Origin of the sequence: Mannheimia glucosida, assembly GCF_046267875.1 — a bacterium.
In the GTDB taxonomy this organism is placed as follows: domain Bacteria; phylum Pseudomonadota; class Gammaproteobacteria; order Enterobacterales; family Pasteurellaceae; genus Mannheimia; species Mannheimia glucosida.
The window spans coordinates 2,200,813-2,226,576 of the sequence record NZ_CP176502.1; the positions used below are offsets into that span (position 1 = coordinate 2,200,813).

Here is a 25,764-nt window from a genome sequence, read left to right on the forward strand (position 1 = left end):
ATTGGGACTTAGAAATAAAGTGATAGTTTACCGCAAAAAAGAAATAAAAAAAGACCGCTTGTACAAGCGGTCTAATTTGTGGAATTTTTTACAAATTATAAAACATTCACACAGTTTAAGTCTTCGAAAGATTGTTCTAAGCGTTTAGACATAGACTCTTCCATTTTGCGTAACCAAACACGTGGATCATAGTATTTTTTGTTTGGTGCATCAGGGCCTGTCGGGTTGCCTAATTGACCTTGTAAGTATGCTTCGTTTGCTTTGTAGAATTGAAGAATACCGTCCCACGCAGCCCATTGAGTATCGGTGTCGATGTTCATTTTGATTGCACCGTAGCTGATTGCTTCGCGGATCTCTTCACGGCTTGAACCTGAACCGCCGTGGAAAACGAAGTCTAATGATTTTGCCGGTAAACCACGCTCTTTAGACACATACTCTTGTGAAGCACCTAAAATTGATGGTTTTAATTTCACATTACCCGGTTTGTAAACACCGTGTACGTTACCGAATGCTGCCGCAATCGTGAAACGATGGCTGATTGGGCTTAATTGGTCGTAAACGTATAACACTTCAGAAGGCTGGGTGTAAAGTTTAGATTCATCTACATCAGAGTTATCTACACCATCTTCTTCACCACCGGTTACGCCGATTTCGATTTCAAGAGTCATTCCGATTTTGTCCATACGGGCTAAATATTCACGGCAGATTTCCATATTTTCTTCAATCGGCTCTTCTGATAAGTCGATCATATGTGAAGAGAATAATGGGCGACCGGTTTCTGCGAAGTGTTTTTCGCCTGCTTCAAGTAAGCCATCGATCCAAGGTAATAAGTTTTTCGCTGCATGGTCGGTGTGAAGAATGACAGGCACGCCATACTCTTCAGCTAATTGATGAACGTGTTTTGCACCTGCAATCGCCCCTAATACATCTGCACGAGCGCCTGAAGCCGGCTTAATGCCTTTACCTGCATAGAATTGTGCACCACCGTTTGAGAATTGTACGATTACCGGTGATTTCACACGGGCTGCCGTTTCTAACACAGCGTTTACTGAGTCTGAACCCACGCAGTTAACTGCCGGAATAGCGAAGTTGTGTTCTTTAGCATAAGCGAAAACTTTTTGTACGTCGTCGCCTGTTACTACACCCGGTTTTACGATGTTTAATAATGACATTTTTTGCTTCCTTTGTATGAAATGTGCAAAAGCACATTGTTAAAATATACGGTCAAACTTTGCAAAATTTTCACAAAATTTGACCGCTTGTAACTGTTAGCCGTTAGCTCGTTTTTCTAAGATTTCCACTGCCGGTAATACTTTACCTTCCACGAATTCTAAGAACGCACCGCCACCGGTTGAAATGTAAGAAATTTTGTCTTTGATACCGAATAAATCAATCGCAGCTAAGGTATCGCCACCACCGGCAATTGAGAATGCACCGTTTGCCGTTGCTTCTGCAATCGCATTTGAAATCACTTCAGTTCCTTTACGGAAGTTAGGGAACTCAAACACGCCGACCGGACCATTCCAAAGGATGGTTTTTGAATTACGAATAATTTCAGCTAATTGCTCTGCCGATTTTTCACCAATATCGAAAATTGATTCATCAGCTTGTACTTCACTTACCGCTTTTTCCGTTGCCTGTGCAGTTTCAGAGAACTCAGTACCTACACGCACATCAACCGGAACAGGAATATTGGTTACTTGTGCTAAACGTTTTGCTTCAGGGATTAAATCTTCTTCGTATAATGATTTGCCCACAGCGTGACCTTCTGCGGCAATAAAGGTATTGGCAATACCACCGCCCACGATTAATTGGTCGGCAATTTTAGAAAGCGAATCAAGCACCGTTAATTTAGTGGATACTTTTGAACCACCTACAATGGCTAACATTGGGCGTTGTGGCTCTTTTAATGCTTTGCCTAATGCATCTAATTCAGCGGCTAATAATGGACCTGCACACGCAACAGGGGCATATTCTGCCACACCGTAAGTTGAGCCTTCCGCACGGTGAGCCGTACCGAATGCGTCCATTACAAATACATCACAAAGTGCTGCATATTTTTTCGCTAATTCAGGGTCGTTTTTCTTCTCACCTTTGTTAATACGCACGTTTTCAAGCACCACGATTTCATTTTCGTTTACTTCAACGCCGTCTAAGTAATCACGCACTAAACGAACAGGAACACCTAAATCTGATGCATTTAAGTAATCAACCACAGGTTGTAAAGAGTTTTCCTCTTCAAATACGCCTTCTGTCGGACGACCTAAATGCGAAGTTACCATTACTTTAGCACCTTTTTGTAACGCTAATTTTAAGGTTGGAATGGTGGCAACAATACGGGCATCTGATGTTACTTTGCCATCTTTTACCGGTACGTTAAGGTCAGCACGAATAAATAAACGTTTACCCGCTAAATCAAGGTCAGTCATTTTAATAACAGACATAGTTTGTTCCTCTTTAGATTAAAATTTAAAAGTGATAACGGTCGGATTATATCAGTTTCTAATCATTTTGGGCTAACCTAGATCAAATAAATGATTAATTTTTTATCATTTTAGAATGCTATTATCCTGACTGTTCTTATTTCCCCCCCAATATGCTTGGTTAATTAAGCAAGAATTGCAAATTCCCCACAAAATTTAACCGCTTGTCACTAAAAATAAAGCTGTTTGAAAATCCATTCAAACAGCTTATAGAATTTAGAGTGAATTAAAGAAAATCACCAAGATAATCACCGGAATCACAAAGCGAACATAGTTAAACCAAATAGTGGTAAACATTTTACCCGCACCTAATTCCTCCTTAGCCTCTTCTTTTAGAACAAAACCAACGAAAATCGCGCTACCTAAGGCGGTTAAAATAAACAGAATATTGCCACTAATATAATCGAAGGCATCAAAAATACTCTTACCCATAACCTGCACATCTTGCAATATATTGTCACTTAATGCTGATGGAATATTACCCAACAGAAAAATGGTAGCCAAAGTAATAAAAATAGCTTTCTGACGACTAATTTTTGCCTTCTCTTGCAATGCAGTGATAATAACTTCATAAATAGTTAACGAGGTTGTTAATGCCGCTACCACTAATAAACTGAAGAAAATAATTGCAAAAATCGTGCCACCCCACATATTCGAGAACACAATCGGCAAACTTTGGAATACTAAAGTCGGACCTGAATTTGGAGCAACGCCAAAGCTAAATAATGACGGAAAAATCATAAAACCGGCAAGTACCGCAATTAAGGTGTTCATCACCCCAGTAATTGTTGCTGTTTTTACCAAATTCTCGCTCTTATCAAGATAGCTTGAAAGGGTTATCAACACACCAAAACCAAGGCTTAATGCAAAAAATACTTGACCCAGCACAAACACAAACAATTTTGGTGTGATTTTTGAAAAATCGGGCATCAGATAAAAAGTAATGCCTTCAGCAGCCCCCGGTAAGGTAATATTTCGAACCACCATCACAATCAGGAAAATAAACAGAATCGGCATCAAATATTTCACTGAACGCTCAATACCGTCCACAATGCCTTTTACCAAAATAAAATAATTCACCAATACAAAAAGTGCCGTATAAGCAATAATTGTCATTGGGCTATTAAAAATACTTTGTTGGAAGAATTGTTGGGTCGTGCCAACGGTAACAGGTTGAGACAGATCTAGTGTCCCCGTGAGTAGGCTACCGATATAATTTAATACCCAACCACCTAGTACCATATAATAAGCAAGAATACCAAATGCCCCAAGCAAGCCCATATAACCAAGAATTTTCCAACCTGAGGCAATTTTTTTACCATTAGCAAAACCGGCAAAAGCATCGATTGCATTCACTCTCATTCGGCGACCAATTACATTCTCCACTAATATCATAGGGATACCAATTACGATCATCGCAATACAAAATAAAAACACATAAGCACCCCCTCCGTGTTCCCCCACAAGATAAGGGAAACGCCAAGTTGCACCAAAACCGACTGTTGCACCAGCAACAGTCATAATATACGCCAATCGGTTAGACCAAGATTGACGTTCTTGTTGTTGATTTGCCATTTAATACTCCATCGGCTAACAATACCGCTTCAGCCAACAAGCGGTCAGATTTTTAGAAAATATTACAAATTAAATGAAGAGTGCGAATAACTCGCCAACTTTAACCCTTGAGCCCACCTTCTGCCCTATTGAACGCTGCACCTGAATTTGGGTAATATCGGCAGATTGATAAATCCTACGGGTAAAATCAGTATCGTGATTTGAAATTAATACGGGAACGCCTAATCCTTTCATTTCTAAAGCCAGTGTTGCCAAACGCCCTTGTTGCTCTAGGCTAAAACCACCGCCAGCATATTGCGTAAAATTCGTTTCTTGTGCTAAAGGAGCGTAAGGTGGGTCGCAGTAAATCACATAATCCGTTAATTGATTTTTTGCCAACTCAAAGACCTGTTCAAAATCCGCACACACAAAAGTTGCCTTTTGTGCTTTTTCAGCAAAAAAACGTAGTTCTTTTTCTGGAAAATAATGGGTTTTATAACGCCCAAAGGGAACATTGTACCCTTTTTTCTGGTTATAACGGCAAAGTCCGTTATAGCCAAATCGATTTAAATACAAAAAAATCACCGAGCGACGAAAAATATCTTTTGAGCGATTAAACTCCGCACGGCGTGCTTTATAAAAGGCTTCTGTATTCGCTTGTGGGTGAAGAAACAGTTGCTTTGTTTGCGCAATATATTCCTCAACATCTGCTTTCACCACGTTGAAAAGATTAATCAAGTCAGGATTAATATCAGCAAGAATATAACGTTCAAAATCTGTATTCAGAAAGACCGAACCTGCACCAACAAAAGGCTCGACTAAACAAGCCTTTTTTGGCAAATGGGTTTGAATATCTGGAATTAAGCGATATTTACCGCCAGCCCATTTTAAAAAGGCTCGATGCTTAGGGTGATTCATTTCATTTTAAACATTAACGTTGGGTAAAACGCTCAATAGAGGCTAATACTTGAGATTCTGTGGCTTGCGATGAAACGTAAGCTTCACCAAGTGATTTCAATAAAATTAGGCGTAATTGACCTGCCAGCACTTTTTTATCTCGCCACATATAAGGTAGATATTCTAAAGGCTCCATTCCATCAGGTGAAATTGTTGGCAAATTTGCTCGGGCCAATAATTTTTCCAAGCGAGCAACCTCTTGAGGGCTTAAATCCCCCAGAATACGAGATAATTCCGCAGCCTCTAGCATACCAACCGAAACAGCCTCTCCGTGTAACCATACACCATAGCCCATACGTGCTTCAATGGCGTGTCCAAAGGTATGTCCTAAGTTTAGTAATGCACGATCCCCTTTTTCCGTTTCATCTCGACCAACCACGTCAGCTTTTAGCTGGCAACAACGCTGAATACAATATTCCAGCTCATCTTGCTTGAGACTGACCAAATCATCAATATGCTTTTCAAGCCATTCAAAAAAAGTAACATCAAAGATTGCACCGTATTTGATGACTTCCGCCAAACCAGCACTGACTTCTCTTTTGGATAAGGTATGGAGCGTATTGGTATCAACAATCACAGAAACAGGCTGATAAAAAGCCCCAATCATATTTTTACCGAGTGGGTGGTTTACTGCCGTTTTCCCGCCTACTGAAGAATCAACTTGAGCCAGTAAAGTGGTCGGAATTTGTATAAAACGAATACCACGTTGGTAAGAGGCAGCTGCATAGCCTGCAACATCACCGATTACACCACCGCCTAAAGCAATTAAAGTGGTATCGCGATTATGATTTTTTTCTAATAATGCGGTAAAAATCAAATTTAATGATTCTAGCGTTTTATATTCTTCACCGTCGGGAATCAATACCGAATCAACGTGGCAACCCAGCTCCTTTAACGCATTTGTTACCACACTAAGATAATGTGTCGCCACCGTTGGATTTGAGACAATCATCACCTTATCTCCAGATTTTAATGGGCTATAACTAGCAGGCTGATTTAATAACCCTGCACCAATTATAATCGGGTAACGACGCTCTTTTAATTCCACATTGACTTGTAACATATCTTAGCTCCTTTCTTACCTGGCTACTGTAAATTATCAATCATATCAATAATTTGATTTGCCACTACTTTAGCGCTCTGCTCGTCCGTATGAATAGTAATATCTGCAATTTCTTCATACAATGGGTTACGGATTTTCGCTAACTCTTCCAACGTTTTACGGGGGTCTTCCGTTTGCAATAAAGGACGTTTTTTATCTCGCTGAGTACGTTCAAACTGTTTATCCACTGTCGTTTCTAAATAAATAACGATACCACGAGCCGATAACACATTACGGTTATCTTTAGATAAAATCGAACCACCGCCAGTTGAAAGCACGATACCATAATTTTGCGTCAGTTCATTTAGAATACGTTCTTCACGCTTACGGAAACCCTCTTCACCTTCAACATCGAAGATCCAATCAATATCCGCACCTGCTCGTTCTTCGATCACACTGTCGGAATCCATAAATTCCATACCTAATGTTTGAGCAAGCTGACGACCAATCGTACTTTTACCTGCTCCCATCGGCCCAATCAAAAAAATATTACGTTTTTCAGCCATTATTTCTTCTTCATTTTAAAATTTACTAAACATTTGATCTGTGAAATTAAAAGAAAAAATGACCGCTTGTTCTACAAGCGGTCTGATTTCTTTAAAAAATTGCAATAAAACTCATTTATTGACTAAGGAATATACAAATATAACTCACAAATCGCCCAAAATAAAATTGGCACTTATTATCGCAAGAAATCCCCCTATTTTTCAACTTTTAAGAGCATTATCCTTGTAATAAATTATTAGAATAATTCACCGCTTTTTAGCACCCCTGGTGGAGGTAATCCTAAACGTAACGGCGCAGATTCTGTTTTTTGAGGCGCTTTTTCAGTATAAGCTCTCTCTACAATATAACGTTTTGTAGGCTCGGTACCCTTAATAAAATACTCTTTACGTCCATTTCCCAAGAAACCACTATTAGGGTCAATATTAACCTCAATAATATTTTTTGGAAGGGTACTTTTTTCGACAGGCTTATCTGACAATGCAACTTTCATATAATTTGTCCACGCTGGTAAAGCAGTACTAGAACCTGAAGCACCTCTACCTAATACTCTTTTATTATCATCAAAGCCAACGTACACAACAGTAGAAATATTAGCACCAAATCCCGCATACCAAGTTGCCTTGGCATTATTGGTTGTACCAGTCTTCCCGCCCACATCCGCTCGTTTTATCGTATTGAGCATTTTATAGCTTGTTCCTCGCCAGCCATATTCAGGCTCACCAGTAATTGCTGTAGCTAAAGCACTACGCATTAAAAAAGCGAGTTCATCACTAATAACATGAGGAGCGTAACGTAACCCTTTGATATGATGAGAAGATTCTGCCATTAAGCTCGGCGCATTTTTCTCGCTATTGTTCGCTTGTAATTCAGGTTCTGAATCACCAACATCTTCCACAACATCGTCGTCATCATTATTCGAGGAATTCACTATAGTTTGTACACCGACTTGAGCTTCATCATGAATTTTGACTGATTCAAAATATTTAGGCTCAGGGTAAACAACTGGGCTATCGCAACTATTACAAGCTACTACAGGATTTGCTTGGTATAACTCGTAGCCTTGGGCATCAATAATACGGTCAATGATATATGGTTCAATCAAATAACCTCCATTATTAAATACTGCATAAGCTCGAGCCATTTCTAATGGCGTAAAAGATGCTGCCCCCAATGCAAGAGATTCTGTTGCAACATACTGATTTCGGTTAAAGCCAAAACGTTGTAAGTAGTCTGCAACATAATCAATCCCTGCCATTTGTAATATACGAATAGCCACCATATTTTTCGATTTACCTAATGCAACACGGGTTCTCAACGGGCCGCCATAAACCCCATCGGCATTTTTAGGCCGCCACTCTTTTTGCCCTTTCTTTTTAATAACAATAGGAGAATCGCTAATTGTTGTTGAAAGACTTAGCCCTTTATTCATTGCCGCTGTGTAAATAAACGGTTTAATCGCAGAGCCTACCTGAACTAATGACTGAGTCGCACGATTGAAACGGCTTTGTTCAAAGCTAAAGCCTCCAACGATAGATTCAATGGCACCGTTTTCACTATTAATTGACACTAGGGCTGAATTTACCTCGGGAATTTGTCCTAAAGCCCACTCCTTATTTTTATTTTGACGTACCCAAATTTGTTCACCTGCTTTTAACCCTTTAGGTGCAAAAGAAGCATTTGTACGTTTTAAAACAGAGATATCACCATTTGCCAATAAAATTGTATATTTTGATTTATCTGCTTGCATTACAACAGCTGGTGTAAACGGCTCTGATTTTGGCAGCTTACTTAAATGATCGATAATTTTCTCATCGTCCCAAGCAGAACTACCTGTCCATAATTTTTCAGCGCCTCGCCAACCATGACGGCGGTCATAATCAATCAAATTTTCACGTAACGCATCTTGTGCTGCTTTTTGGTCTGCTGAAAGTACCGTGGCGTACACTTTTAAGCCTTTGTTATAAGCAATATTTTCTCCATAGCGTTTCACAATTTCTTGACGAACCATTTCTGTCACATAATCCGCTCGAAATTCTAATGTCGCACCATAGTAGTTAGCTACTACTGGCTCTGCTTTAGCTTTCTCATATTCCTCTTTTGTAATATCTCCGGTTTCTAGCATTCTCCCAAGCACTACATTACGACGGTCTTCCGCCCGTTTTACTGAATAAAGTGGGTTCATCGTTGAAGGCGCTTTTGGAAGCCCTGCAATAATTGCTATTTCAGAAAGGGTTAAATCTTTCAAAGCTTTATTAAAATAAGTTTTAGCCGCAGCGGCAACACCGTGAGAACGATACCCTAGGTAAATTTTGTTTAAATACAGCTCCAGAATCTCATTTTTACTGAGAACCTGTTCAATTTCTAAAGCTAAAATTGCCTCTTTGGCCTTACGCTCTAAACTACGTTCAGGTGTTAAGAAAAAGTTTTTCGCCAGCTGCTGGGTGATTGTACTTGCACCTTGAGTATCCCCCTGGCTAGTGCGCCATATTGCACGCATAATACCTTTAGGATCGATCCCTTTATGCTCGTAAAAACGCGCATCTTCGGTAGCAAGAATCGCTTTTACTAACATCGGTGGAATATCATCAAGCTTGACCGGAATACGGCGTTCTTCTCCTACTTCACCAATTAATTTACCATCTAAGGTAAAAATCTGCATAGGCTGCTGTAACTCTACATTTTTCAGCGTTGCCACATCAGGCAAATCAGATTTGAAATGCATGTACAGTAAACCACCAATTACCCCACCTAAAATCAAGAGTGAAAGTAAAGCACTAAATATTATTTTTGCGATCCGCATCGAAAAAATCTCTTTTGGTTAATGACGAAACATAAATTTAAAGCCAATATTAGGTTACTAAGTATAAGCTAAAAAAGCTTACTTCGCATAACTAATTGCAAAACTTTACTTACTATACTTATTATGAAATTACTTAAACCACATTCAAAAATACCGTCAAACCGTATCATCTTAGGCTTAAGTGAAGATGAACAACGTTACTGCTTAGTCAAAAATAAAGCAGAAAAATTCACCGTTTTTTGGCAAGCCAAGCCTGCGAGCATCGAAGAGCTTATCGGTAATCTCACCCCACAAGAGCAAGCAATGATGACGCTGGTTCGCCCGATTCATTACCAATACATTTGGCGAAAAACCGTTTTTATGGCTAACACTCTCAATGAAGCTCAATTACACCGTAAGGTAATTCACATTTTAAAAAATGAGCAGCCACTTGCATTGGATTTACTCAATATTGACTATCAGCGATTTCCAAGCAGCAACTATAATCTGGATAAAGTGGTTATTTACGCCGTGCGAAAAAGTTATACCGAGAATTTGAGCCAATTTAACAGCATCTTAGATTGTGAGCTTCATTGCTATGCACGGGCGATAGTTCATTTAACACAATCCCAAAATAATCAGCCAGTGCCCTGTTTTTCATTTAAACAGAAGTACTTCCAATTTACCGAGACGGAATTACTGATATTGCAAACAGAGCCTGAAAATTGCATTCATCTGTCTCAAATTAACCATCTTGAAATCGAATCTGAGCAAGACAAACAGTTATATTGTCTCGCCTTAGGAGCAAGTTTATGGAATGGCAAGGTATTGATTTAAGTGCTAATCGAAAAAATAACTGGCTTGCCGGCAGTGATAAAGGCATCAAAAACGTGATTTATACACTTTTATTATCTGCCCTCATTAGCTTGGCTCTGATTTTTCTCTATTTGCAAAAAAATCAAGAAATTCAACCGCTTGCACAGCAATTAGAGCTGGTAAAAACCGATATATTAAATATTGAAAATAAAATTATCAGCTTGAATAGTAATCATACAAACACCTTGCCCTTTGCCGAGCATAAAAAAATAACACAACTACTGGCAATAATAGATAACTTACCACTCAAAAATGGGGGAATTGAAGCGATACAAATTTATCTTGAAACCGATCTCTATTTAAAAATAATCGGTAATTTAGATAATCAATCTGATTTTCAAAGTCTAGAATATTATTTATATCAGCAAGATTTATTTGAAACCAAAACCGAGCAAATTAATGTTAATCATAAAAATGAAATTCAATTTATTTTCACACTGAAACATAAAGGTAATTAATATGTTTTCTATACATTCTAAAATTGAAGCTGCATATTCCAATCCAAACAGTTCATTATTTCAGTTTATTTGGTTTATCCGAAAATATCCGAAAGTATTACCATTTGGCATTATGATGATATTCATCATTCCACCTATGATTATATTGATAAAATCCTATATTGAGGTTAATCATATTTTAAAAAATATAGAAAATGAAAAGATTAACTTTAATCATCAACAAAACAAATATGACTCAATTATCAATAAAGCTAAAGATCAGAACAGCCAAGAGAATAATTTAACCAAAATAAACAGCAATATACAAATATTAGCTAAAAAACACCAACTAACCATTGAAAGTTTACAATGGAATTTAGAACAAGGTAAAAGTATTGAATTGAGTATTATCGGCAATAGCCGATCTTTATTTGATTTTATCAATTCAGTTAATCAAATACCTTATTTGAAATACAATGCGATTAGCCTCATCAAATCTCGGCAAGACAGAAAAGTTGAAATGAATACTACCTTAGTCATATTAGCTAATAAGGAATAACAATGTGTAATTGGTTTTTATTTATTACTTTATTTATCAGTTTTTCTGTAAAAGCAAATGATCCTTTCTTTGGAGAAAAACAGGAAACTCAAGCCTCAGGCAACATCGCTGAAAGCAATGTGGAATTTGCAAAAAATACTGAAAACATCACCGCTTGTAAAGTACCTGATAACCTTTCTGCACAAAATATAGTAACTGATTTTGACAAAATGACACTGATAGGATTAGTTAAAATCAATGAAGTAATGCGTGCATTATTTATTGATGAAAAACAACAATTACTTGCTCTAAAAGAAAATGACTTGCTTAACAATGAAATTGAAATAAAACATATTAATCTTAAATCCATTACTTATATTAACTGGAAATTAACTAAAGATTGTAATATCCCTTATGAAATTAACATCAAATTATAGAGATTGATATGTGGCGAATTTTTATATATTTCTTATGCGGTTTTTCATTAGCCTATGCGAATACCATTTCCATAGCTTTAAAAAATGCTCCAACTTCGCTTATTTTTACTTATTTAGCGGAAGAAACCGGTAAAAATATGATGCTTGATGATAATATTGAAACCAAATCAACACTACGATTAGAAAATAAATCGGTTGACGAGATTTTTAAAACGCTTGGCAAAGTCAATAAATTATCCTTAACGCAAGAAGATGATATTGTTTATATTCACAAAAAAGAGGAAAAAGCGGCTGACTTAACGCCTCTGCCAATAATGAATTTGCAAAATAATGGGCAAAATACACCGCTTGTCACCGCCCCTAAATTAATCACAAAAACCTTGAAACTACATTATGCAAAGGCTTCAGAGGTGATTGAGTCGTTAACCAAAGGCAGCGGAACGTTTTTATCGGAAAACGGTTATATTCACTTTGATGAAAGAAGCAATAGCCTGATTGTGAAAGACAGTGCAAAATCGCTTAAAAATATCGAGAATTTAGTAAAACAGCTCGACCAACCCACCGAGCAAATTGCGATTGAGGCTAGAATTGTCACCATTAGTAGCGAGCATTTGCAAGAGCTTGGCGTTCGCTGGGGAATTTTTTCTCGTGAGGCTGGGCACTATAAATTTGGCGGACGGCTGGAAGGCAATGGACTCAATGATGTCACCAATAACTTAAATGTAAATTTTCCGGTTACTGGTGGAGCATCTGCCGTATTACAGGTTGCGTCCATTAATAGCAGAGTGCTTGATTTAGAATTAAGTGCATTAGAACAAGAAAATAGTGTGGAAATTATTGCCAGCCCACGCCTGTTAACCACCAATAAAAAGCCGGCAAGTATCAAGCAAGGCACAGAAATTCCTTATGTAATGTATAACACCAAGTCTGAGGCTACCGATGTCGAATTTAAAGAAGCGGTATTAGGGCTTGAAGTCGTTCCACACCTTTCAACCCAAAATCAAATTCTACTCGATCTGATCGTTACCCAAAATTCGCCAAATTCCCAATCCGGCAGTAGTGGCTTAATTACGATTGATAAACAAGAGCTAAATACGCAAGTATTTGCCAAACACGGCGAAACCATTGTACTTGGTGGTATTTTTCAACATTTAACCCAAAAAGGCGAAGATAAAGTGCCGATTTTAGGCTCAATTCCCTTCATCAAGCGGTTATTTAGTCAAACTCGAGATAAAATCAGCAAAAGAGAGCTAGTCATTTTTGTGACGCCTTATATCCTTCAATCTAATGAAAAGAGCAGCAACCGCAAAAAATCAAAATAGCACATCATAAACGCAAGCAAAAACAGGGGAACTGTGATAGAATCAGCCGTCATTTTTTGAGTTAAAGATTTAGAGGTTTTATGAAAATTTCCCCACGTCGCCGTGCAAGAGAATGTGCGGTGCAAGCCATTTATTCTTGGTATATTTCCCAAAACACGGTTGAAGAAGTGGAATTGGCGTTTGTGACCGATCAAGATATGAAAGGCGTTGATATGCCTTATTTCCGTAAACTTTTCCGTGGCGTTGTGGATAATGTAGAAGCCATTGATGAAGCATTACGCCCTTATTTAGATCGTAAAGAGTCAGATGTTGATCCTATTGAACGTTCTATTTTGCGTTTATCAACTTACGAATTAAAATTTGAACACGATGTGCCTTTCCGTGTAGTCATCAATGAAGGGATTGAAGTCGCTAAAGTGTTCGGCTCTGATGACAGCCACAAATACATTAACGGCATTTTAGATAAATTAGCCCCAGCATTAGGCAGAAAATAATAAGATTCCCCAATTTATACATAAATTGGGGATTTTGATCATAACGCTCAAGGAGATTTTTTATGGGTGAATTTGATATTATCGAACGCTATTTTAATGCTTCTCAACGCCCACCTCGCAAAGATGTTTTACTTTCTATCGGCGATGACTGTGCGCTCACCTCACTCAAACCGAATCAGCAACTTGCGATAACGACCGATACCCTTGTCTGCGGAACCCACTTTCTCCCGACTATTTCACCAGCCGATCTCGCTTATAAAAGTGTAGCGACCAATTTAAGCGATCTTGCCGCAATGGGAGCAGAACCTGCGTGGATCTCTTTAGCCTTAACGTTACCTGAAATTAATCACGATTGGCTAGCGGAATTTAGTGAACATTTCTTTGAGATTCTTGATCACTATAATGTTGATTTGATTGGAGGGGATACCACTTGTGGGCCACTATCTTTGACAATCACAGCTCAAGGCATTGTGCCACAAGATAGAGGCTTATTCCGCCATAATGCCAAAGTGGGTGATTGGATCTATGTTTCCGGCACACTCGGTGACAGTGCAGGTGGTTTGCAACTTCTGCTAAATCAGCAAAGCGAGCAAGTGAATTGGAATAAAGAGCAAAGCTACCTGATTCAACGCCATTTACGCCCAACACCTCGAGTTTTACTTGGCTTGACTATCGCCTCTATTGCTAATGCAGCGATTGATATTTCAGATGGTCTATTGTCTGATTTAAGCCATATTTTAAAGCGCAGTGACTGTGGTGCAGTATTAAACCTTGAGAATTTCCCCTTGTCTGACGCCTTACTCAGCTGTTATTCTCGAACAGAGGCAGAATATTTTGCCTTAAACGGTGGCGAAGATTACGAACTCTGCTTTACCGTGCCAAATGACAACAAAGCCAAATTAGACAAAGCATTAGCCAATATCGGAGTAACTTATACCTGTATTGGGCAAATTCGTTCGGCTAAAGAAGGTTTAACCCTATTACGTCATAATCAGCCTGTCACCTTGCCCTCACAACGAGGCTACGATCATTTTAAAAAATAACACAATGAAACCAATTAATCTTAAAAACCCGATTCATTTTTTTGCCTTTGGCTTTGGTTCAGGCTTATTAAAGCCTGCTCCCGGCACTTGGGGTAGCCTCGCCGGGCTAATTGTGGCAATAGCCTTGTGGTCTATTACACAATCCCCTCTGTTCTTCGGCTTGCTTACTCTCATTTCTTTCATTGCAGGTTGCATCATTTGCACCAAAGCCAGCCAAGATCTAGAAGTTCACGATGACGGGCGAATTGTTTGGGACGAAATCGTCGCCATCTTTTTGATGTTTACCTGTTTACCCGAATACAATCTGTTAGGCTACCTGCTTGCATTTATCAGCTTCCGCATTTTTGATATTATCAAGCCTTTCCCAATCCGCTATTTTGATGAAAAATTAGAAAGTGGTTTAGGCATTATGTTTGACGATATTCTCGCAGCCATTTTTGCCCTGATTTCACTTCATCTTTTGTATTATTTTATTTAAAAATTTATGCTTACTATTTTATTTATTCATTTTGCCGGACTTATCAGCCCCGGCCCTGATTTCTTCTATGTCGTCAGACAATCCGCCAGCCACTCAGTTAAAAGTGGGGTACTTGCCGCAACAGGGATCTCACTCGGCATTATTTTTTGGGCAGCCTTTGCAATTTTTGGTTTAGCCTGGCTCAGCCATAGTATTGGCTCGCTGTTTCAATATGCTATTATGATTATCGGTGGCTGCTACCTTGCTTATATTGGTTCCAAAATGGTACGGGTAACCGAAAATATCATTTTTGTCGAAAATAAAGCTCAACTCACACCACTAAACCCTTGGCAGGAAATTAAAAAAGGCTTATTAATCAATATCTTTAATGCTAAAGCCGGCGTTTACTTTACCAGCGTAGTTTCTGCTTATATCGATAATTTTACTGAAACACTACAAATGTTCGAACTGCTCCTACTCTTTGTAGTCAGCACCTTTATGTATTTCTGTGTGGTGGCACTACTCTTCTCTCGCCGACCGGTCAGACTATTCTATGCTAAATACAGCCGCTATATTGACAATATCTCAGGCGTAATTTTCATCTTATTTGGCTTAATGCTGATTTATGAAGGACTTACTCCGCTAACAAGCGGTTAAATTTAGCGAAAAATTTGCAAATTCCATTCAGAAAAAACAGTGTTATTTTATACAGTTTCTGCTATGCTACTGCCAATTTTAACTCTGAGATAAAAAAATGATTGGACGATTACACGGCAAAATTATTGAAAAGCAACCACCTGAAATTTTATTAGACGTGCAAGGTGTCGGCTATGAACTACTGCTCCCGATGACCAGTTTCTACAGCCTGCCACAAATTGGCGAAGAGACGACTATTTTCACCCATTTAGTGGTGCGGGAAGATGCTCACTTGCTATTCGGCTTTGCCCAAAAACAAGATAGGACCCTATTCCGTGAATTAATTAAAACCAACGGTGTCGGGCCGAAGCTCGCGTTGGCAATTCTATCGGCAATGTCGGTGTCGCAATTTGCCACCGCGATTGAAAATGAAGAGCTGGCAAAATTAACCAAAATCCCAGGAATCGGTCGGAAAACCGCAGAACGCTTATTGGTGGAACTCAAAGGCAAATTTAAAGGAATGGCGCAGAGTGATTTCTTTGTGGAAGTATCGCACGAGCAAATTGTAGCAAGTAATACGCCAGACCCGGCAAATGAAGCCCTAGATGCCCTAATTGCTCTTGGTTATAAACCTGCCGATGCAGAAAAAATGATTAAGAAAGTGAATAAATCCGGTGCAACGAGCGAACAGCTTATTCGTGAGGCGTTAAAAAATTCATTATAAACATTAAATTATGATTGAAGCAGATAGAATCATCAGTGCCTCGCCTAAGCGTGAGGAAGAAGTTATAGACCGAGCAATCCGCCCGAAACTGCTTGCCGACTATGTCGGACAGCCATCGGTGCGGGATCAAATGGAGATCTTCATCAAAGCCGCTAAATTGCGGGAAGAGGCATTAGATCACTTACTGATTTTCGGGCCTCCAGGTTTGGGTAAGACAACCCTTGCCAATATTGTGGCAAACGAAATGGGGGTCAATATTCGTACCACCTCAGGACCTGTGCTAGAAAAAGCCGGCGATTTGGCGGCAATGCTGACCAACCTTGAACCTTACGATGTGCTGTTTATTGATGAGATTCACCGCCTTTCTCCAGCGATTGAAGAAGTGCTTTACCCTGCAATGGAAGATTACCAGCTCGATATTATGATTGGGGAAGGACCTGCTGCTCGTTCCATCAAGCTCGATCTACCGCCTTTTACCCTTGTAGGGGCAACCACCCGTGCCGGCTCGCTGACCTCGCCGTTACGCGATCGTTTTGGGATTGTACAACGCTTAGAATTTTACTCAGTGGACGATCTTACTCTGATTGTCAAACGTAGTGCCGATTGTTTAAATCTCAATTTGTCGGCAGACGGTGCTTATGAAGTGGCTCGCCGCTCCCGTGGCACACCCCGTATTGCCAACCGCTTACTCCGTCGAGTTCGGGATTACGCCGATGTGCGTAATAACGGCATTATTACCTCCGATATCGCCAAACAAGCTCTGGCAATGCTTGATGTAGATTCGGAAGGCTTTGATTTTATGGACATTAAACTGTTGCAAGCGATTGTAGAACGCTTTGATGGCGGGCCGGTGGGATTAGACAATCTTGCGGCAGCTATCGGCGAAGAACGAGATACGATTGAAGATGTGCTAGAGCCTTATCTGATTCAGCAAGGCTTTCTACAACGCACACCAAGAGGCAGAATTGCTACCAGCAGAACCTATGCCCATTTAGGTATAGCCCAAATAGATTAGTCATATTTCTAAAGGCATTGATACATAAATAAAAAGCGGATAGTTAGTACTATCCGCTTTCATTTGCAAAAAATCAATAAAATTTGACCGCTTATCCGCTAGATTTTTTCAGTCTCAAAACGCTCAAAAGCTAATACTCTGCTTTCTAATTTTCTGAGAACGATTGTCATAATACCGGTAATTACCAAGTAAATAACCCCTGCCATACCATAAATTGATAATGCGTCATACTCTGTACCATAAAGCTGGCGAGCATAACCCATAATATCCATAATCGTAATGGTTGAAGCAAGCGATGTGCCTTTAAAAACTAGCACAATCTCATTACTATAAGAAGGTAAAGCACGTTTTAATGCGTAAGGCACTAAAATTTTCAGTGTATCTAAACGGCTCAAACCAAGGGCTGCGCAAGTTTCCCATTGCCCCTTCGGAATCGCTTTTACCGCACCGTGGAACAACAATGTCGAATAGGCAGCACTGTTTAACGCTAAAGCCAACATTGCACAGAACCAAGCATCGGATAATAATACCCAAGCCGCACTTTCTGTAATCCATTCAAATTGCCCCGGGCCACTATAAATCAAGAAAAATTGAATTAATAAAGGCGTTCCGGTAAAAAGCGTAATAAATCCGTTTACCAACCACTTTAACGGACGATTTTCTAACGAGAGAATAAACGTAAGAATGATCGCTAAAATAAAGGCAATGATGAGCGCCACAAAAGTGAGCTGTAGGCTGGTGCCAATACCCTGTGAAATTTCAACTAAATAATCCCACCACATTAAGCAACTCCTCGCTCAAAACGGGTAAATCTACCTTCTAATACTTTAATCACTCGCTGGCTAATTAGAGTAATCGCTAAATAAATAAGTGCTGCTATCCCATACCAAGTAAAAGGTTGATGAGTATTAGCATTAATTAACTCCGATTGACGCATTAAATCATCTACCCCAATTAACGATACCAATGCCGTATCTTTTAACAGCACTAACCACTGATTGCTTAAGCCCGGTAAAGCGTGTCGCCAGACTTGAGGGAGAATAATGCGAACAAATACTTGCGCTCGGCTTAACCCCAATGCAGTGCCTGACTCCCATTGCCCAACTGGAATAGCTTTAATTGCGCCACGTAAAGATTGGGAAGCATAAGCAGCAAAAATAATACCCAGCGCAATAGCCCCACACCAGAAAGCATTTAACTCCGCAAACTCATCGGTGATCAAGAAAATGACTTGGATAAGACCAAAATAGATCAAAAATACCACTAAAATCTCCGGCAACCCACGCAATAATGTAATTATTATACTAGTTGGTTTACGGATACATGCAATCTTACTGGTTTCAAGTACCACAAAAAAGATTGACAATAACATTCCAATCAAGAGGCTTGCCAGCGCAATCCCTAAGGTCATCAGGGTTGCGTTGACAAGTAAGTTAAAAATATCGCTAGACATTATTTCCCAGCCATCCAAGTATTATAAATTTGCTCATATTTACCATTTGTTTTGATGGTAGCTAAAGCCGAATTTAATTTTTCAAGCAATGCAGTGTTAGATTTATTTACCGCAATACCATATCCATTACCAAAAAAGGCTTTATCGACTACTTTTTCCCCCACGAAATCTAACTCTTTTTCGGTTTTTAGCCACTCTGCCAATACTGGTGTATCACCAAATACCATATCAACACGTCCATTTTTTAAATCTAACACTGCTGATTGTAGGCTAGCGTAAGGTTTTAAATTATATTGTTTGGCATTTTTGCTTAAGTATTGTTGAAAAGTTGTACCATTTTGCACGCCGACATTCTTAGCTGTTTCAGGTGTAAATTTACCCTTCATTGCGACATAACTTACTGAGTTTTCTAAATAAGCATTGGTAAAGGCAACCTGTTTTTGACGCGCTTCAGTAATATCCATGCCTGAAATAATTGCATCAAAATTTTTAAATTTTAATCCCGCAATTAAGCTATCGAATGATTGCGTTTTAAATTCGCAAGTTGCTTTTAGTTCTTCACATAATGCTTTTGCAATATCTACATCAAAGCCAATAACTTCACCTTTTTCATTTGTTGTTTCAAAAGGGGCGTAAGAAGGCTCCATCGCAAAAGTGATAGTTTCTTGTGCATTGGCAGAAAGCGTTGCAAATGCGATAGCGGAAGCTAATAATAATTTTTTCATTGTTGTGTCCTTTTTCTGTTGTTATAGATTACTCTGAGTGAGATAAATATTGAGCAAATTGCTCTGTTTTCGGTGATTCAAAACAACTTGCATCACCTTGTTCAATAATTGTACCTTTTTCCATGTACACCACTTTGCTTGCCACCTTACGAGCAACGCCTACTTCGTGAGTCACAATCACCTGAGTAATGCCTGTAGATTGCAATTCTTTAATAATATCAACTACTTGTGCAGTAATTTCCGGGTCAAGTGCTGCGGTAGGTTCATCAAATAATAAGACCTGTGGCTGCATCATCAATGCACGTGCAATCGCTACCCGTTGTTGTTGCCCACCAGAAAGGTGTAAAGGGAAACGCTCCGCAAATTCACTTAACCGTAAACGATCTAAATGCCCTTTTGCTCGAGTAATAGCCTCTTCTTTGCTTAATCCTAACACCTTCATAGGCGCTTCAATTAAATTTTGCATTACGGTCAAATGTGGCCAAAGGTGATATTGTTGAAACACCATTCCTACTTCACGGCGCAGCAAACTAACTGCTTTAGTATTAGTTTTAGCTGTCAAATCAAATTGGTGATTAGCTATCTCTAAGGTCCCCGATTGCGGTACTTCCATTAAATTTAAAGTGCGAATTAACGTACTTTTACCTGCACCACTAGGCCCAAGCAGCACGACCGTATCACCTTTTTCAATTTCTAAATTAATGTCAAATAAAGCTTGATTTGAGCCATAGAAAAAATTGACATTTTGAATACGAATTGCCATTCGTGAAAATCCTACCTTGTTCAAACAATGAATGAATAGTAATTATTTTTGCATAAATATGCAAATAAATTTTTTAGTTATTTGAAATATTTATACAAAATAACCGCTTGCATACATTAAAAATATACAAGCGGTCTAATTTTTTCAGAATTTTGCAATTTATTAGGCTATAATCTGCCCCCTAATTATTTTTCAATTACCATTTTAGTATGATTAAATCACTGTTTTCATTATTTTTCAGCTTGTTGATGATCACTACATCTCAGGCTAGCCTGTTCTCCTCGCAGCCAAAATTTTTAAAGGCTGAAGAGGCTTTCGTATTTTCTCTAGAAAATCAAGATAATACTTTGCACTTAAAGTGGGATATTGCAAAAGATTATTATCTTTACAAAAAAGAGATTAAAATCACCCCACATAACATTGAGCTAGGTGAAATAACACTCCCTACTGCAGAACAGCATAATGACGAATTTTTCGGCCTAGTTGAAATCTACCGAAATCAATTGCAACTAACTGCACCTTTCAAAACTATTAAAAATGATGCTTCAATCGTAGTGGAATATCAAGGTTGTACCAAAGGTTTTTGCTATCCGCCGGAACGAGTAGAGCTGAAATTTGACAGCATTCTTTCTGCCACACCTGAAGAACTTGAGCAACTAGGAACACAAGCGGTCGAAAAAAGTGAACATTTTGCAAAAAACGACAATGAGACCAAAGCAGAGCAAGATCAACTGGCTGAAAATTTAGCTAATAATCGTTTTTCCATTTTTTGGTTTTTTGTATTAGGCGTTGGATTAGCATTCACCCCTTGCGTACTGCCGATGCTACCTCTTCTTTCTGCGATTGTTATCGGTAACAAACAACGCCCTTCCACCGCCAAAGCATTGCTGTTAAGTATTGCCTATGTGCAAGGAATGGCAGTTACTTACACCTTGCTCGGCTTAATTGTAGCGGCTATCGGCTTGCCTTTCCAAATCGCCTTACAAAGCCCACCAGTGTTGATTGGTTTATCTATCGTCTTTATTCTGCTTGCCTGCTCAATGTTTGGCTTATACGAAATCCAGCTACCAAACAGCTGGCAACAAAAACTCAATGCAATGAGCCAAAAACAGCAAGGTGGTGCGTTGGGTAGTGTCTTTTTAATGGGGATGATCGCAGGCTTAATTGCTTCCCCTTGTACTTCTGCCCCACTTTCCGGTGCGTTGCTTTATGTGGCACAAAGTGGCGATTTAGTCACCGGTGGCTTAGCCCTCTATCTACTCGCACTGGGAATGGGCTTGCCGCTGATTTTGATTACCTTATTCGGCAACAAAATTCTGCCAAAATCCGGCGAATGGCTGTTAAAAGTGAAAGCTGCATTCGGTTTTGTTATGCTTGCCTTACCGGTGTTCTTATTAAGCCGTGTGCTGCCAAGCCACTATGAACCGTTTTTATGGTCAGCCCTTGCGGTTGCATTTTTGATCTGGTTAGTGGACGCTATTCCATCTAATTCAATCACGAAAAAGATCATTAAAGTCTTATTATTGCTAGCTTTAGCCATTGCAGCTAAACCTTGGGCAGATTTAGCTTGGAACGGCTCAACCACTCAACAGCAAAACACACCGCACTTAGTATTGGAAAAAATTCAATCACTTGCAGATTTAGAGACAAAATTGACCGCTTCCAAGGGTAAAAAAGTGATGCTCGATCTCTATGCCGACTGGTGTGTCGCCTGCAAAGAGTTTGAAAAATACACCTTTAGTGACCAAAATGTTCAGAACAAACTGAATGAAATGGTAGTGTTGCAAATTGATATGACGAAAAACTCGGCTGAAAATATCGAGCTGATGAAACACTTTAATGTATTAGGTTTGCCAACGATTCTGTTTTTTGATGAAAACGGCAATGAAATGAGCCAATCTCGTGTTACTGGCTTTTTGGATGCCGAGCAATTTTTAGCTTGGCTGAATAAGTTATAAAGAAAAGAAATGAATCAAGAAAATCATAAAATTGAAGACATTATTCGCATTTTTAATCAATGCTTTGCTGATGAATATAACACTCGTCTAGAGCGGGGGGGTGATTATCCGATTTACTTGCCCGAATTTATGGACGAAGATGGTGTGCCGAGCGAACGCCCTTACAATGTGATTTTATTTGCTCACGGCTATTACAGCAGTGCCTTGCACGAAATTGCCCATTGGCTCGTTGCCGGTGAAGCTCGGCGTAAACTTGAAGATTTTGGCTATTGGTATGAACCGGACGGACGCTCTGCCGAACGCCAACGTGAATTTGAAAGTGCAGAAATCAAACCACAAGCGATTGAATGGGTGTTAGCCACTGCCGCCGGTTTTCGTTATTTTGCCAGTGCCGACAATCTCTCGGGCAATCCCGGCGATAATTCAGCCTTTAAACAAGCAGTGTACGACCAAGTCAAGCTCTATGCAGAACGTGGCTACCTTCCCAAACGAGCTGAAACCTTGCGTAAAGCCCTCTGTGCTTTTTATAACACCTCTGATGTGATTGATTTAGCTCAATTTGATATTGAACGGATTTAGTTGCAAAATCTTTAACAAATTAGCCCGCTTATAACATATACAAGCGGGCTAATTTTTGAAAAATATTGCATTTGTACTAAATGATACCCGGCTTATCTATTTCTATTGCCTTGGTTACTTCCTATCCAAACCCCTTTGTTTCAGCGTACAACTGTTTCTTTTTTTCATATTTTCTATTATATTAGCGTACAACTGTTCACTGAAATAGAAAGTAAAAATAAGATTATGAGCACTTTAGATTTTCACTTTATCCACCGTTTCCACCAGCAAGTTCAGGCTCTTAGCCACCGCCCAGCTTTACGTTTTATGCAAAATGAAAAATGGTCAGAAATAAGTTGGTTAGAATTACAAAAACAGGTCAATAACCTTTCTTATGCCTTGCTGGCAAACGGTCTTGCCGTTCAAGAGAAAATCGCTATTTTTGCACAAAATATGCCTCGTTGGACAATTACCGATATTGCTGCAATGCAAATTCGTGCGGTAGCAGTGCCGATTTATGCAACCAGTACCACTAAACAACTCGAATATATCCTCAATGACGGGGATATAAAAATCCTCTTTGTTGGCGATCAGGAACAATATGATCAAGCCATAGAAATAGCGAACAACTGTTCGCTATTAATAAAAATTGTCGCGATGAAAGACTCAATAGATCTGCGTGATTTCCCTATCGCTCAACATTGGCAAGATTTCATTAAGGTTAATCAAGATGAAGCTGAATTAACCAAACGTTTAAATGATAAATGCTTAGAGGATTTATTCACTTTAATTTATACCTCGGGAACAACCGGTGAGCCTAAAGGTGTTATGTTAGATTATGCTAATTTAGCTCATCAACTTCAGGCACATAATAAAGCACTCCCTCATATTGACGAAAATGATATATCCCTTTCATTTTTACCTTTATCGCATATCTTTGAACGTGCTTGGGTCGCTTATGTGCTACACAGAGGAGCGGTAAATTGCTATCTGGAAGATCCTCAACAGGTACGCCAAGCACTCTCAACGGTACGACCTACATTAATGTGTGCCGTACCAAGGTTCTATGAAAAAATTTATACTGCGGTGTGGGATAAAGTCCAACAAGCACCGATACATCGCCGAGCGTTATTTAAATGGGCAATCCGTACCGCCAAAGCCAATCTGTTTGGTAAAAAATCGACCTTTTTCCACCGCTTGCAGTACATTATGGCAGATAAATTGGTGCTAGGAAAATTACGAGCCTTACTAGGTGGACGTATTCGTATGATGCCGTGTGGAGGAGCGAAATTAGATCCGTCTATCGGGCTATTTTTCCAAAGTATAGGCATCAATGTAAAACTTGGATACGGAATGACCGAAACTACTGCCACTATTTCATGCTGGCAGGAAAAAGGCTTTAATATCAACTCAACCGGTACATTAATGCCTGATGTTGAGGTCAAAATTAGTGAAGAAAATGAAATTTTAGTGCGTGGAGGCTTGGTCATGAAAGGTTACTACAAAAAACCGGAAGCCACTGCTCAAGCCTTTACTGCTGAAGGTTTTCTAAAAACGGGAGATGCCGGTGAACTGGATTCGGAAGGCAATCTTTATATTACCGATCGTATTAAAGAATTAATGAAAACTTCAAACGGTAAATATATTGCCCCACAATACATTGAAGGAAAAATAGGTAAAGATAAGTTTATCGAGCAAATTGCGGTAATTGCTGATGCAAAAAAATATGTTTCTGCGTTGATAGTTCCTTGCTTTGATAGCCTCGAAGAGTATGCAAAAAAGCTCAATATTCGCTATCAAGACAGATTAGAACTCATTAAACATTCTGAGGTTGTCAGAATGTTTGAACAACGCATTAACGAATTACAAAAAGACCTTGCAAGTTTTGAACAGATCAAAAAGTTTACACTACTTTCGCAAGCATTTAGCACCAAAATGGAAGAAATTACGCCTACATTAAAATTAAGACGAAAGGTCATTCTAGAACGCTATAAGCAACAAATCGAAAAAATGTACGAATCATAATGAAAAAACAGAGATCGTCTCTCTGCTTTTCATTTATACCGCGGCGGTAACCACAATTTCGACTTTCCAATTTGGATTGGCTAATTTAGCCTCCACCGCCGCTCTTGGTGGGGCGTTATTTGGTGCAACCCATTCGTCCCACGCACGGTTCATTTCCGCATAATCTGCCATCTCTTTTAAATAAACCGTAGCCATTAGAATTTTACTTTTATCGCTGTTGGTTTTTGCCAGCCATTTATCAATTTCTGCCAGCACTTGCTGGGTTTGGGTGTAAGCATCGGCGGTGTCATCTAACGGCACTTGCCCTGCCAAGTAAGCTACACCGTTATGTATTGCCATTTCCGAAAAGCGGCTGCCTACTTCAAAACGTTGAATCATTTTTACCTCTAGTGTTTTATACATTGCCCTTTATAAGCTTTATGCCCTTTTATTTCTTGCTTGATATCCATTTCTTTTTCATCAAAATCAGTGATGATTAGTTCCACCGTTTTATTATTATCACTATCAGAAAGTGAGCTAAATAAATTCTCTTCAAATTGTTGTAGCTCCGCATCACGTTGTAATTCAGACCATATTTGTGAACGATGGCTACGCTGTACAGATTCTGAGACGATACGATAAACAATAGCCCCGTTTTTCACACTCCAGCGCCCATTCTGTTGTAATGAATACTCAAAAATCGACTTTTGAATAGGGTAATATATACCACCTTGATTGGTCATAGTCCCATTTGTGGAAAATCGTAAATTATCCACCGTACGAATATTAAAATCATCGTACTCAATAGTGCATTGCCATTGCCCAATCAGTTGATTAGGATTAGAAATTGTTGAGGAACAACCAGCTAATGCAAGTGCTGATAAACCTAAAAAAATTAACTTTTTCATATTCTCTAAAAAGCTAGAACGGATCTTATATCCG

General features: G+C 39.1%; 27 protein-coding genes. 14 read left to right on the forward strand and 13 right to left on the reverse strand.

Going from position 1 to position 25,764, the window contains the following annotated elements:
* Nucleotides 1-95: 95 nt before the first annotated feature.
* From fbaA to ACJ7Z2_RS10620, 7 genes are all read right to left on the reverse strand, one after another.
* Nucleotides 96-1,172: a class II fructose-bisphosphate aldolase gene (gene fbaA / locus ACJ7Z2_RS10590; RefSeq protein ID WP_154704608.1), complete on the reverse strand. Its 1,077-nt coding sequence runs from the start codon at nt 1,170-1,172 to the stop codon at nt 96-98.
* A gap of 96 nt (nt 1,173-1,268) precedes the next feature.
* On the reverse strand, nt 1,269-2,444 hold the full coding sequence (locus ACJ7Z2_RS10595) for a phosphoglycerate kinase (protein ID WP_409500272.1): 1,176 nt from the start codon (nt 2,442-2,444) through the stop codon (nt 1,269-1,271).
* Between the two features lie 255 nt (nt 2,445-2,699).
* On the reverse strand, nt 2,700-4,058 hold the full coding sequence (locus ACJ7Z2_RS10600; RefSeq protein ID WP_409500273.1) for a sodium-dependent transporter: 1,359 nt from the start codon (nt 4,056-4,058) through the stop codon (nt 2,700-2,702).
* Nucleotides 4,059-4,127: 69 nt separating this feature from the next.
* Nucleotides 4,128-4,955, reverse strand: a complete 828-nt coding sequence (locus tag ACJ7Z2_RS10605) for a Dam family site-specific DNA-(adenine-N6)-methyltransferase (RefSeq protein ID WP_006247928.1) — start codon at nt 4,953-4,955, stop codon at nt 4,128-4,130.
* A 13-nt stretch (nt 4,956-4,968) separates the two neighbouring features.
* Entirely contained in the window at nt 4,969-6,057 is a 1,089-nt protein-coding gene (gene aroB / locus ACJ7Z2_RS10610) for a 3-dehydroquinate synthase (RefSeq protein WP_126302552.1), read from the reverse strand.
* A gap of 23 nt (nt 6,058-6,080) precedes the next feature.
* On the reverse strand, nt 6,081-6,602 hold the full coding sequence (aroK, locus tag ACJ7Z2_RS10615) for a shikimate kinase AroK (protein ID WP_006247930.1): 522 nt from the start codon (nt 6,600-6,602) through the stop codon (nt 6,081-6,083).
* Nucleotides 6,603-6,838: 236 nt separating this feature from the next.
* Nucleotides 6,839-9,403, reverse strand: a complete 2,565-nt coding sequence (locus tag ACJ7Z2_RS10620) for a penicillin-binding protein 1A (RefSeq protein ID WP_409500274.1) — start codon at nt 9,401-9,403, stop codon at nt 6,839-6,841.
* 123 nt (nt 9,404-9,526) lie between these two features.
* On the opposite strand from ACJ7Z2_RS10620, the gene ACJ7Z2_RS10625 reads away from it, so the two are divergent.
* From ACJ7Z2_RS10625 to ruvB, 11 genes are all read left to right on the forward strand, one after another.
* Nucleotides 9,527-10,219, forward strand: a complete 693-nt coding sequence (locus ACJ7Z2_RS10625; protein ID WP_126302554.1) for a competence protein ComA — start codon at nt 9,527-9,529, stop codon at nt 10,217-10,219.
* A complete protein-coding gene (locus tag ACJ7Z2_RS10630; RefSeq protein ID WP_409500275.1) occupies nt 10,195-10,716 on the forward strand; it encodes a hypothetical protein in 522 nt (173 codons plus the stop codon). Before ACJ7Z2_RS10625 ends, ACJ7Z2_RS10630 begins: the two co-directional genes overlap by 25 nt.
* Before the next feature lies 1 nt (nt 10,717).
* Complete coding sequence (locus ACJ7Z2_RS10635; RefSeq protein ID WP_409500276.1) at nt 10,718-11,254, forward strand: hypothetical protein; 537 nt, start codon at nt 10,718-10,720, stop codon at nt 11,252-11,254.
* 2 nt (nt 11,255-11,256) lie between these two features.
* On the forward strand, nt 11,257-11,670 hold the full coding sequence (locus ACJ7Z2_RS10640) for a hypothetical protein (protein ID WP_409500277.1): 414 nt from the start codon (nt 11,257-11,259) through the stop codon (nt 11,668-11,670).
* Nucleotides 11,671-11,678: 8 nt separating this feature from the next.
* A complete protein-coding gene (pilQ, locus tag ACJ7Z2_RS10645) occupies nt 11,679-12,992 on the forward strand; it encodes a type IV pilus secretin PilQ (RefSeq protein ID WP_409500278.1) in 1,314 nt (437 codons plus the stop codon).
* 80 nt (nt 12,993-13,072) lie between these two features.
* Complete coding sequence (gene nusB, locus ACJ7Z2_RS10650) at nt 13,073-13,486, forward strand: transcription antitermination factor NusB (RefSeq protein ID WP_006247938.1); 414 nt, start codon at nt 13,073-13,075, stop codon at nt 13,484-13,486.
* Between the two features lie 62 nt (nt 13,487-13,548).
* The gene (gene thiL, locus ACJ7Z2_RS10655; RefSeq protein WP_409500279.1) at nt 13,549-14,529 is read left to right on the forward strand and encodes a thiamine-phosphate kinase; all 981 of its coding nucleotides are present in this window, start codon (nt 13,549-13,551) and stop codon (nt 14,527-14,529) included.
* Nucleotides 14,530-14,533: 4 nt separating this feature from the next.
* Nucleotides 14,534-15,007 carry a phosphatidylglycerophosphatase A gene (locus ACJ7Z2_RS10660; protein ID WP_409500280.1) on the forward strand — a complete coding sequence of 158 codons (474 nt, stop codon included), beginning with the start codon at nt 14,534-14,536 and terminating at the stop codon, nt 15,005-15,007.
* Between the two features lie 6 nt (nt 15,008-15,013).
* Nucleotides 15,014-15,643: a LysE family transporter gene (locus ACJ7Z2_RS10665; RefSeq protein ID WP_409500281.1), complete on the forward strand. Its 630-nt coding sequence runs from the start codon at nt 15,014-15,016 to the stop codon at nt 15,641-15,643.
* A gap of 97 nt (nt 15,644-15,740) precedes the next feature.
* Nucleotides 15,741-16,346: a Holliday junction branch migration protein RuvA gene (gene ruvA, locus ACJ7Z2_RS10670; protein ID WP_409500282.1), complete on the forward strand. Its 606-nt coding sequence runs from the start codon at nt 15,741-15,743 to the stop codon at nt 16,344-16,346.
* A 10-nt stretch (nt 16,347-16,356) separates the two neighbouring features.
* The gene (gene ruvB / locus ACJ7Z2_RS10675) at nt 16,357-17,361 is read left to right on the forward strand and encodes a Holliday junction branch migration DNA helicase RuvB (RefSeq protein WP_040080998.1); all 1,005 of its coding nucleotides are present in this window, start codon (nt 16,357-16,359) and stop codon (nt 17,359-17,361) included.
* 98 nt (nt 17,362-17,459) lie between these two features.
* On the opposite strand, the gene artM is transcribed toward ruvB, so the two are convergent.
* From artM to artP, 4 genes are read right to left on the reverse strand one after another with little or no spacing between them, the layout of a single operon-like run.
* Entirely contained in the window at nt 17,460-18,143 is a 684-nt protein-coding gene (gene artM / locus ACJ7Z2_RS10680) for an arginine ABC transporter permease ArtM (protein WP_409500283.1), read from the reverse strand.
* Entirely contained in the window at nt 18,143-18,814 is a 672-nt protein-coding gene (gene artQ / locus ACJ7Z2_RS10685; RefSeq protein WP_126302564.1) for an arginine ABC transporter permease ArtQ, read from the reverse strand. The genes artM and artQ overlap by 1 nt, the downstream gene beginning before the upstream one ends.
* Entirely contained in the window at nt 18,814-19,539 is a 726-nt protein-coding gene (locus tag ACJ7Z2_RS10690) for a transporter substrate-binding domain-containing protein (protein ID WP_006247947.1), read from the reverse strand. The genes artQ and ACJ7Z2_RS10690 overlap by 1 nt, the downstream gene beginning before the upstream one ends.
* Nucleotides 19,540-19,567: 28 nt before the next feature.
* Nucleotides 19,568-20,302 carry an arginine ABC transporter ATP-binding protein ArtP gene (gene artP / locus ACJ7Z2_RS10695; RefSeq protein ID WP_126302566.1) on the reverse strand — a complete coding sequence of 245 codons (735 nt, stop codon included), beginning with the start codon at nt 20,300-20,302 and terminating at the stop codon, nt 19,568-19,570.
* Between the two features lie 209 nt (nt 20,303-20,511).
* On the opposite strand from artP, the gene ACJ7Z2_RS10700 reads away from it, so the two are divergent.
* The 3 genes from ACJ7Z2_RS10700 (at nt 20,512) to ACJ7Z2_RS10710 (ending at nt 24,843) form a co-directional block, all read left to right on the forward strand.
* A complete protein-coding gene (locus ACJ7Z2_RS10700; protein WP_126302567.1) occupies nt 20,512-22,260 on the forward strand; it encodes a protein-disulfide reductase DsbD in 1,749 nt (582 codons plus the stop codon).
* A gap of 9 nt (nt 22,261-22,269) precedes the next feature.
* Nucleotides 22,270-22,839 (forward strand): elongation factor P hydroxylase, encoded by a 570-nt coding sequence (locus ACJ7Z2_RS10705; RefSeq protein WP_409500284.1) that lies wholly within the window; start codon nt 22,270-22,272, stop codon nt 22,837-22,839.
* 225 nt (nt 22,840-23,064) lie between these two features.
* Nucleotides 23,065-24,843, forward strand: coding sequence for an AMP-dependent synthetase/ligase (locus ACJ7Z2_RS10710; RefSeq protein ID WP_409500285.1), 1,779 nt, complete (start codon nt 23,065-23,067; stop codon nt 24,841-24,843).
* A gap of 33 nt (nt 24,844-24,876) precedes the next feature.
* Here the strand turns inward: ACJ7Z2_RS10710 and ACJ7Z2_RS10715 are convergent, their stop codons facing one another.
* A complete protein-coding gene (locus ACJ7Z2_RS10715; RefSeq protein WP_154704622.1) occupies nt 24,877-25,221 on the reverse strand; it encodes a RidA family protein in 345 nt (114 codons plus the stop codon).
* A gap of 8 nt (nt 25,222-25,229) precedes the next feature.
* The gene (locus ACJ7Z2_RS10720; RefSeq protein ID WP_409500286.1) at nt 25,230-25,730 is read right to left on the reverse strand and encodes a membrane lipoprotein lipid attachment site-containing protein; all 501 of its coding nucleotides are present in this window, start codon (nt 25,728-25,730) and stop codon (nt 25,230-25,232) included.
* Nucleotides 25,731-25,764: the final 34 nt, after the last annotated feature.

Excerpts from the sequence above, each read along its gene's own strand:
- fbaA (WP_154704608.1), bottom strand. The coding sequence starts at position 1,172 with ATGTCATTATTAAACATCGTAAAACCGGGTGTAGTAACAGGCGACGAC.
- ACJ7Z2_RS10595 (WP_409500272.1), bottom strand. The coding sequence starts at position 2,444 with ATGTCTGTTATTAAAATGACTGACCTTGATTTAGCGGGTAAACGTTTA.
- ACJ7Z2_RS10600 (WP_409500273.1), bottom strand. The coding sequence starts at position 4,058 with ATGGCAAATCAACAACAAGAACGTCAATCTTGGTCTAACCGATTGGCG.
- ACJ7Z2_RS10605 (WP_006247928.1), bottom strand. The coding sequence starts at position 4,955 with ATGAATCACCCTAAGCATCGAGCCTTTTTAAAATGGGCTGGCGGTAAA.
- aroB (WP_126302552.1), bottom strand. The coding sequence starts at position 6,057 with ATGTTACAAGTCAATGTGGAATTAAAAGAGCGTCGTTACCCGATTATA.
- aroK (WP_006247930.1), bottom strand. The coding sequence starts at position 6,602 with ATGGCTGAAAAACGTAATATTTTTTTGATTGGGCCGATGGGAGCAGGT.
- ACJ7Z2_RS10620 (WP_409500274.1), bottom strand. The coding sequence starts at position 9,403 with ATGCGGATCGCAAAAATAATATTTAGTGCTTTACTTTCACTCTTGATT.
- ACJ7Z2_RS10625 (WP_126302554.1), top strand. The coding sequence starts at position 9,527 with ATGAAATTACTTAAACCACATTCAAAAATACCGTCAAACCGTATCATC.
- ACJ7Z2_RS10630 (WP_409500275.1), top strand. The coding sequence starts at position 10,195 with ATGGAATGGCAAGGTATTGATTTAAGTGCTAATCGAAAAAATAACTGG.
- ACJ7Z2_RS10635 (WP_409500276.1), top strand. The coding sequence starts at position 10,718 with ATGTTTTCTATACATTCTAAAATTGAAGCTGCATATTCCAATCCAAAC.
- ACJ7Z2_RS10640 (WP_409500277.1), top strand. The coding sequence starts at position 11,257 with ATGTGTAATTGGTTTTTATTTATTACTTTATTTATCAGTTTTTCTGTA.
- pilQ (WP_409500278.1), top strand. The coding sequence starts at position 11,679 with ATGTGGCGAATTTTTATATATTTCTTATGCGGTTTTTCATTAGCCTAT.
- nusB (WP_006247938.1), top strand. The coding sequence starts at position 13,073 with ATGAAAATTTCCCCACGTCGCCGTGCAAGAGAATGTGCGGTGCAAGCC.
- thiL (WP_409500279.1), top strand. The coding sequence starts at position 13,549 with ATGGGTGAATTTGATATTATCGAACGCTATTTTAATGCTTCTCAACGC.
- ACJ7Z2_RS10660 (WP_409500280.1), top strand. The coding sequence starts at position 14,534 with ATGAAACCAATTAATCTTAAAAACCCGATTCATTTTTTTGCCTTTGGC.
- ACJ7Z2_RS10665 (WP_409500281.1), top strand. The coding sequence starts at position 15,014 with ATGCTTACTATTTTATTTATTCATTTTGCCGGACTTATCAGCCCCGGC.
- ruvA (WP_409500282.1), top strand. The coding sequence starts at position 15,741 with ATGATTGGACGATTACACGGCAAAATTATTGAAAAGCAACCACCTGAA.
- ruvB (WP_040080998.1), top strand. The coding sequence starts at position 16,357 with ATGATTGAAGCAGATAGAATCATCAGTGCCTCGCCTAAGCGTGAGGAA.
- artM (WP_409500283.1), bottom strand. The coding sequence starts at position 18,143 with ATGTGGTGGGATTATTTAGTTGAAATTTCACAGGGTATTGGCACCAGC.
- artQ (WP_126302564.1), bottom strand. The coding sequence starts at position 18,814 with ATGTCTAGCGATATTTTTAACTTACTTGTCAACGCAACCCTGATGACC.
- ACJ7Z2_RS10690 (WP_006247947.1), bottom strand. The coding sequence starts at position 19,539 with ATGAAAAAATTATTATTAGCTTCCGCTATCGCATTTGCAACGCTTTCT.
- artP (WP_126302566.1), bottom strand. The coding sequence starts at position 20,302 with ATGGCAATTCGTATTCAAAATGTCAATTTTTTCTATGGCTCAAATCAA.
- ACJ7Z2_RS10700 (WP_126302567.1), top strand. The coding sequence starts at position 20,512 with ATGATTAAATCACTGTTTTCATTATTTTTCAGCTTGTTGATGATCACT.
- ACJ7Z2_RS10705 (WP_409500284.1), top strand. The coding sequence starts at position 22,270 with ATGAATCAAGAAAATCATAAAATTGAAGACATTATTCGCATTTTTAAT.
- ACJ7Z2_RS10710 (WP_409500285.1), top strand. The coding sequence starts at position 23,065 with ATGAGCACTTTAGATTTTCACTTTATCCACCGTTTCCACCAGCAAGTT.
- ACJ7Z2_RS10715 (WP_154704622.1), bottom strand. The coding sequence starts at position 25,221 with ATGATTCAACGTTTTGAAGTAGGCAGCCGCTTTTCGGAAATGGCAATA.
- ACJ7Z2_RS10720 (WP_409500286.1), bottom strand. The coding sequence starts at position 25,730 with ATGAAAAAGTTAATTTTTTTAGGTTTATCAGCACTTGCATTAGCTGGT.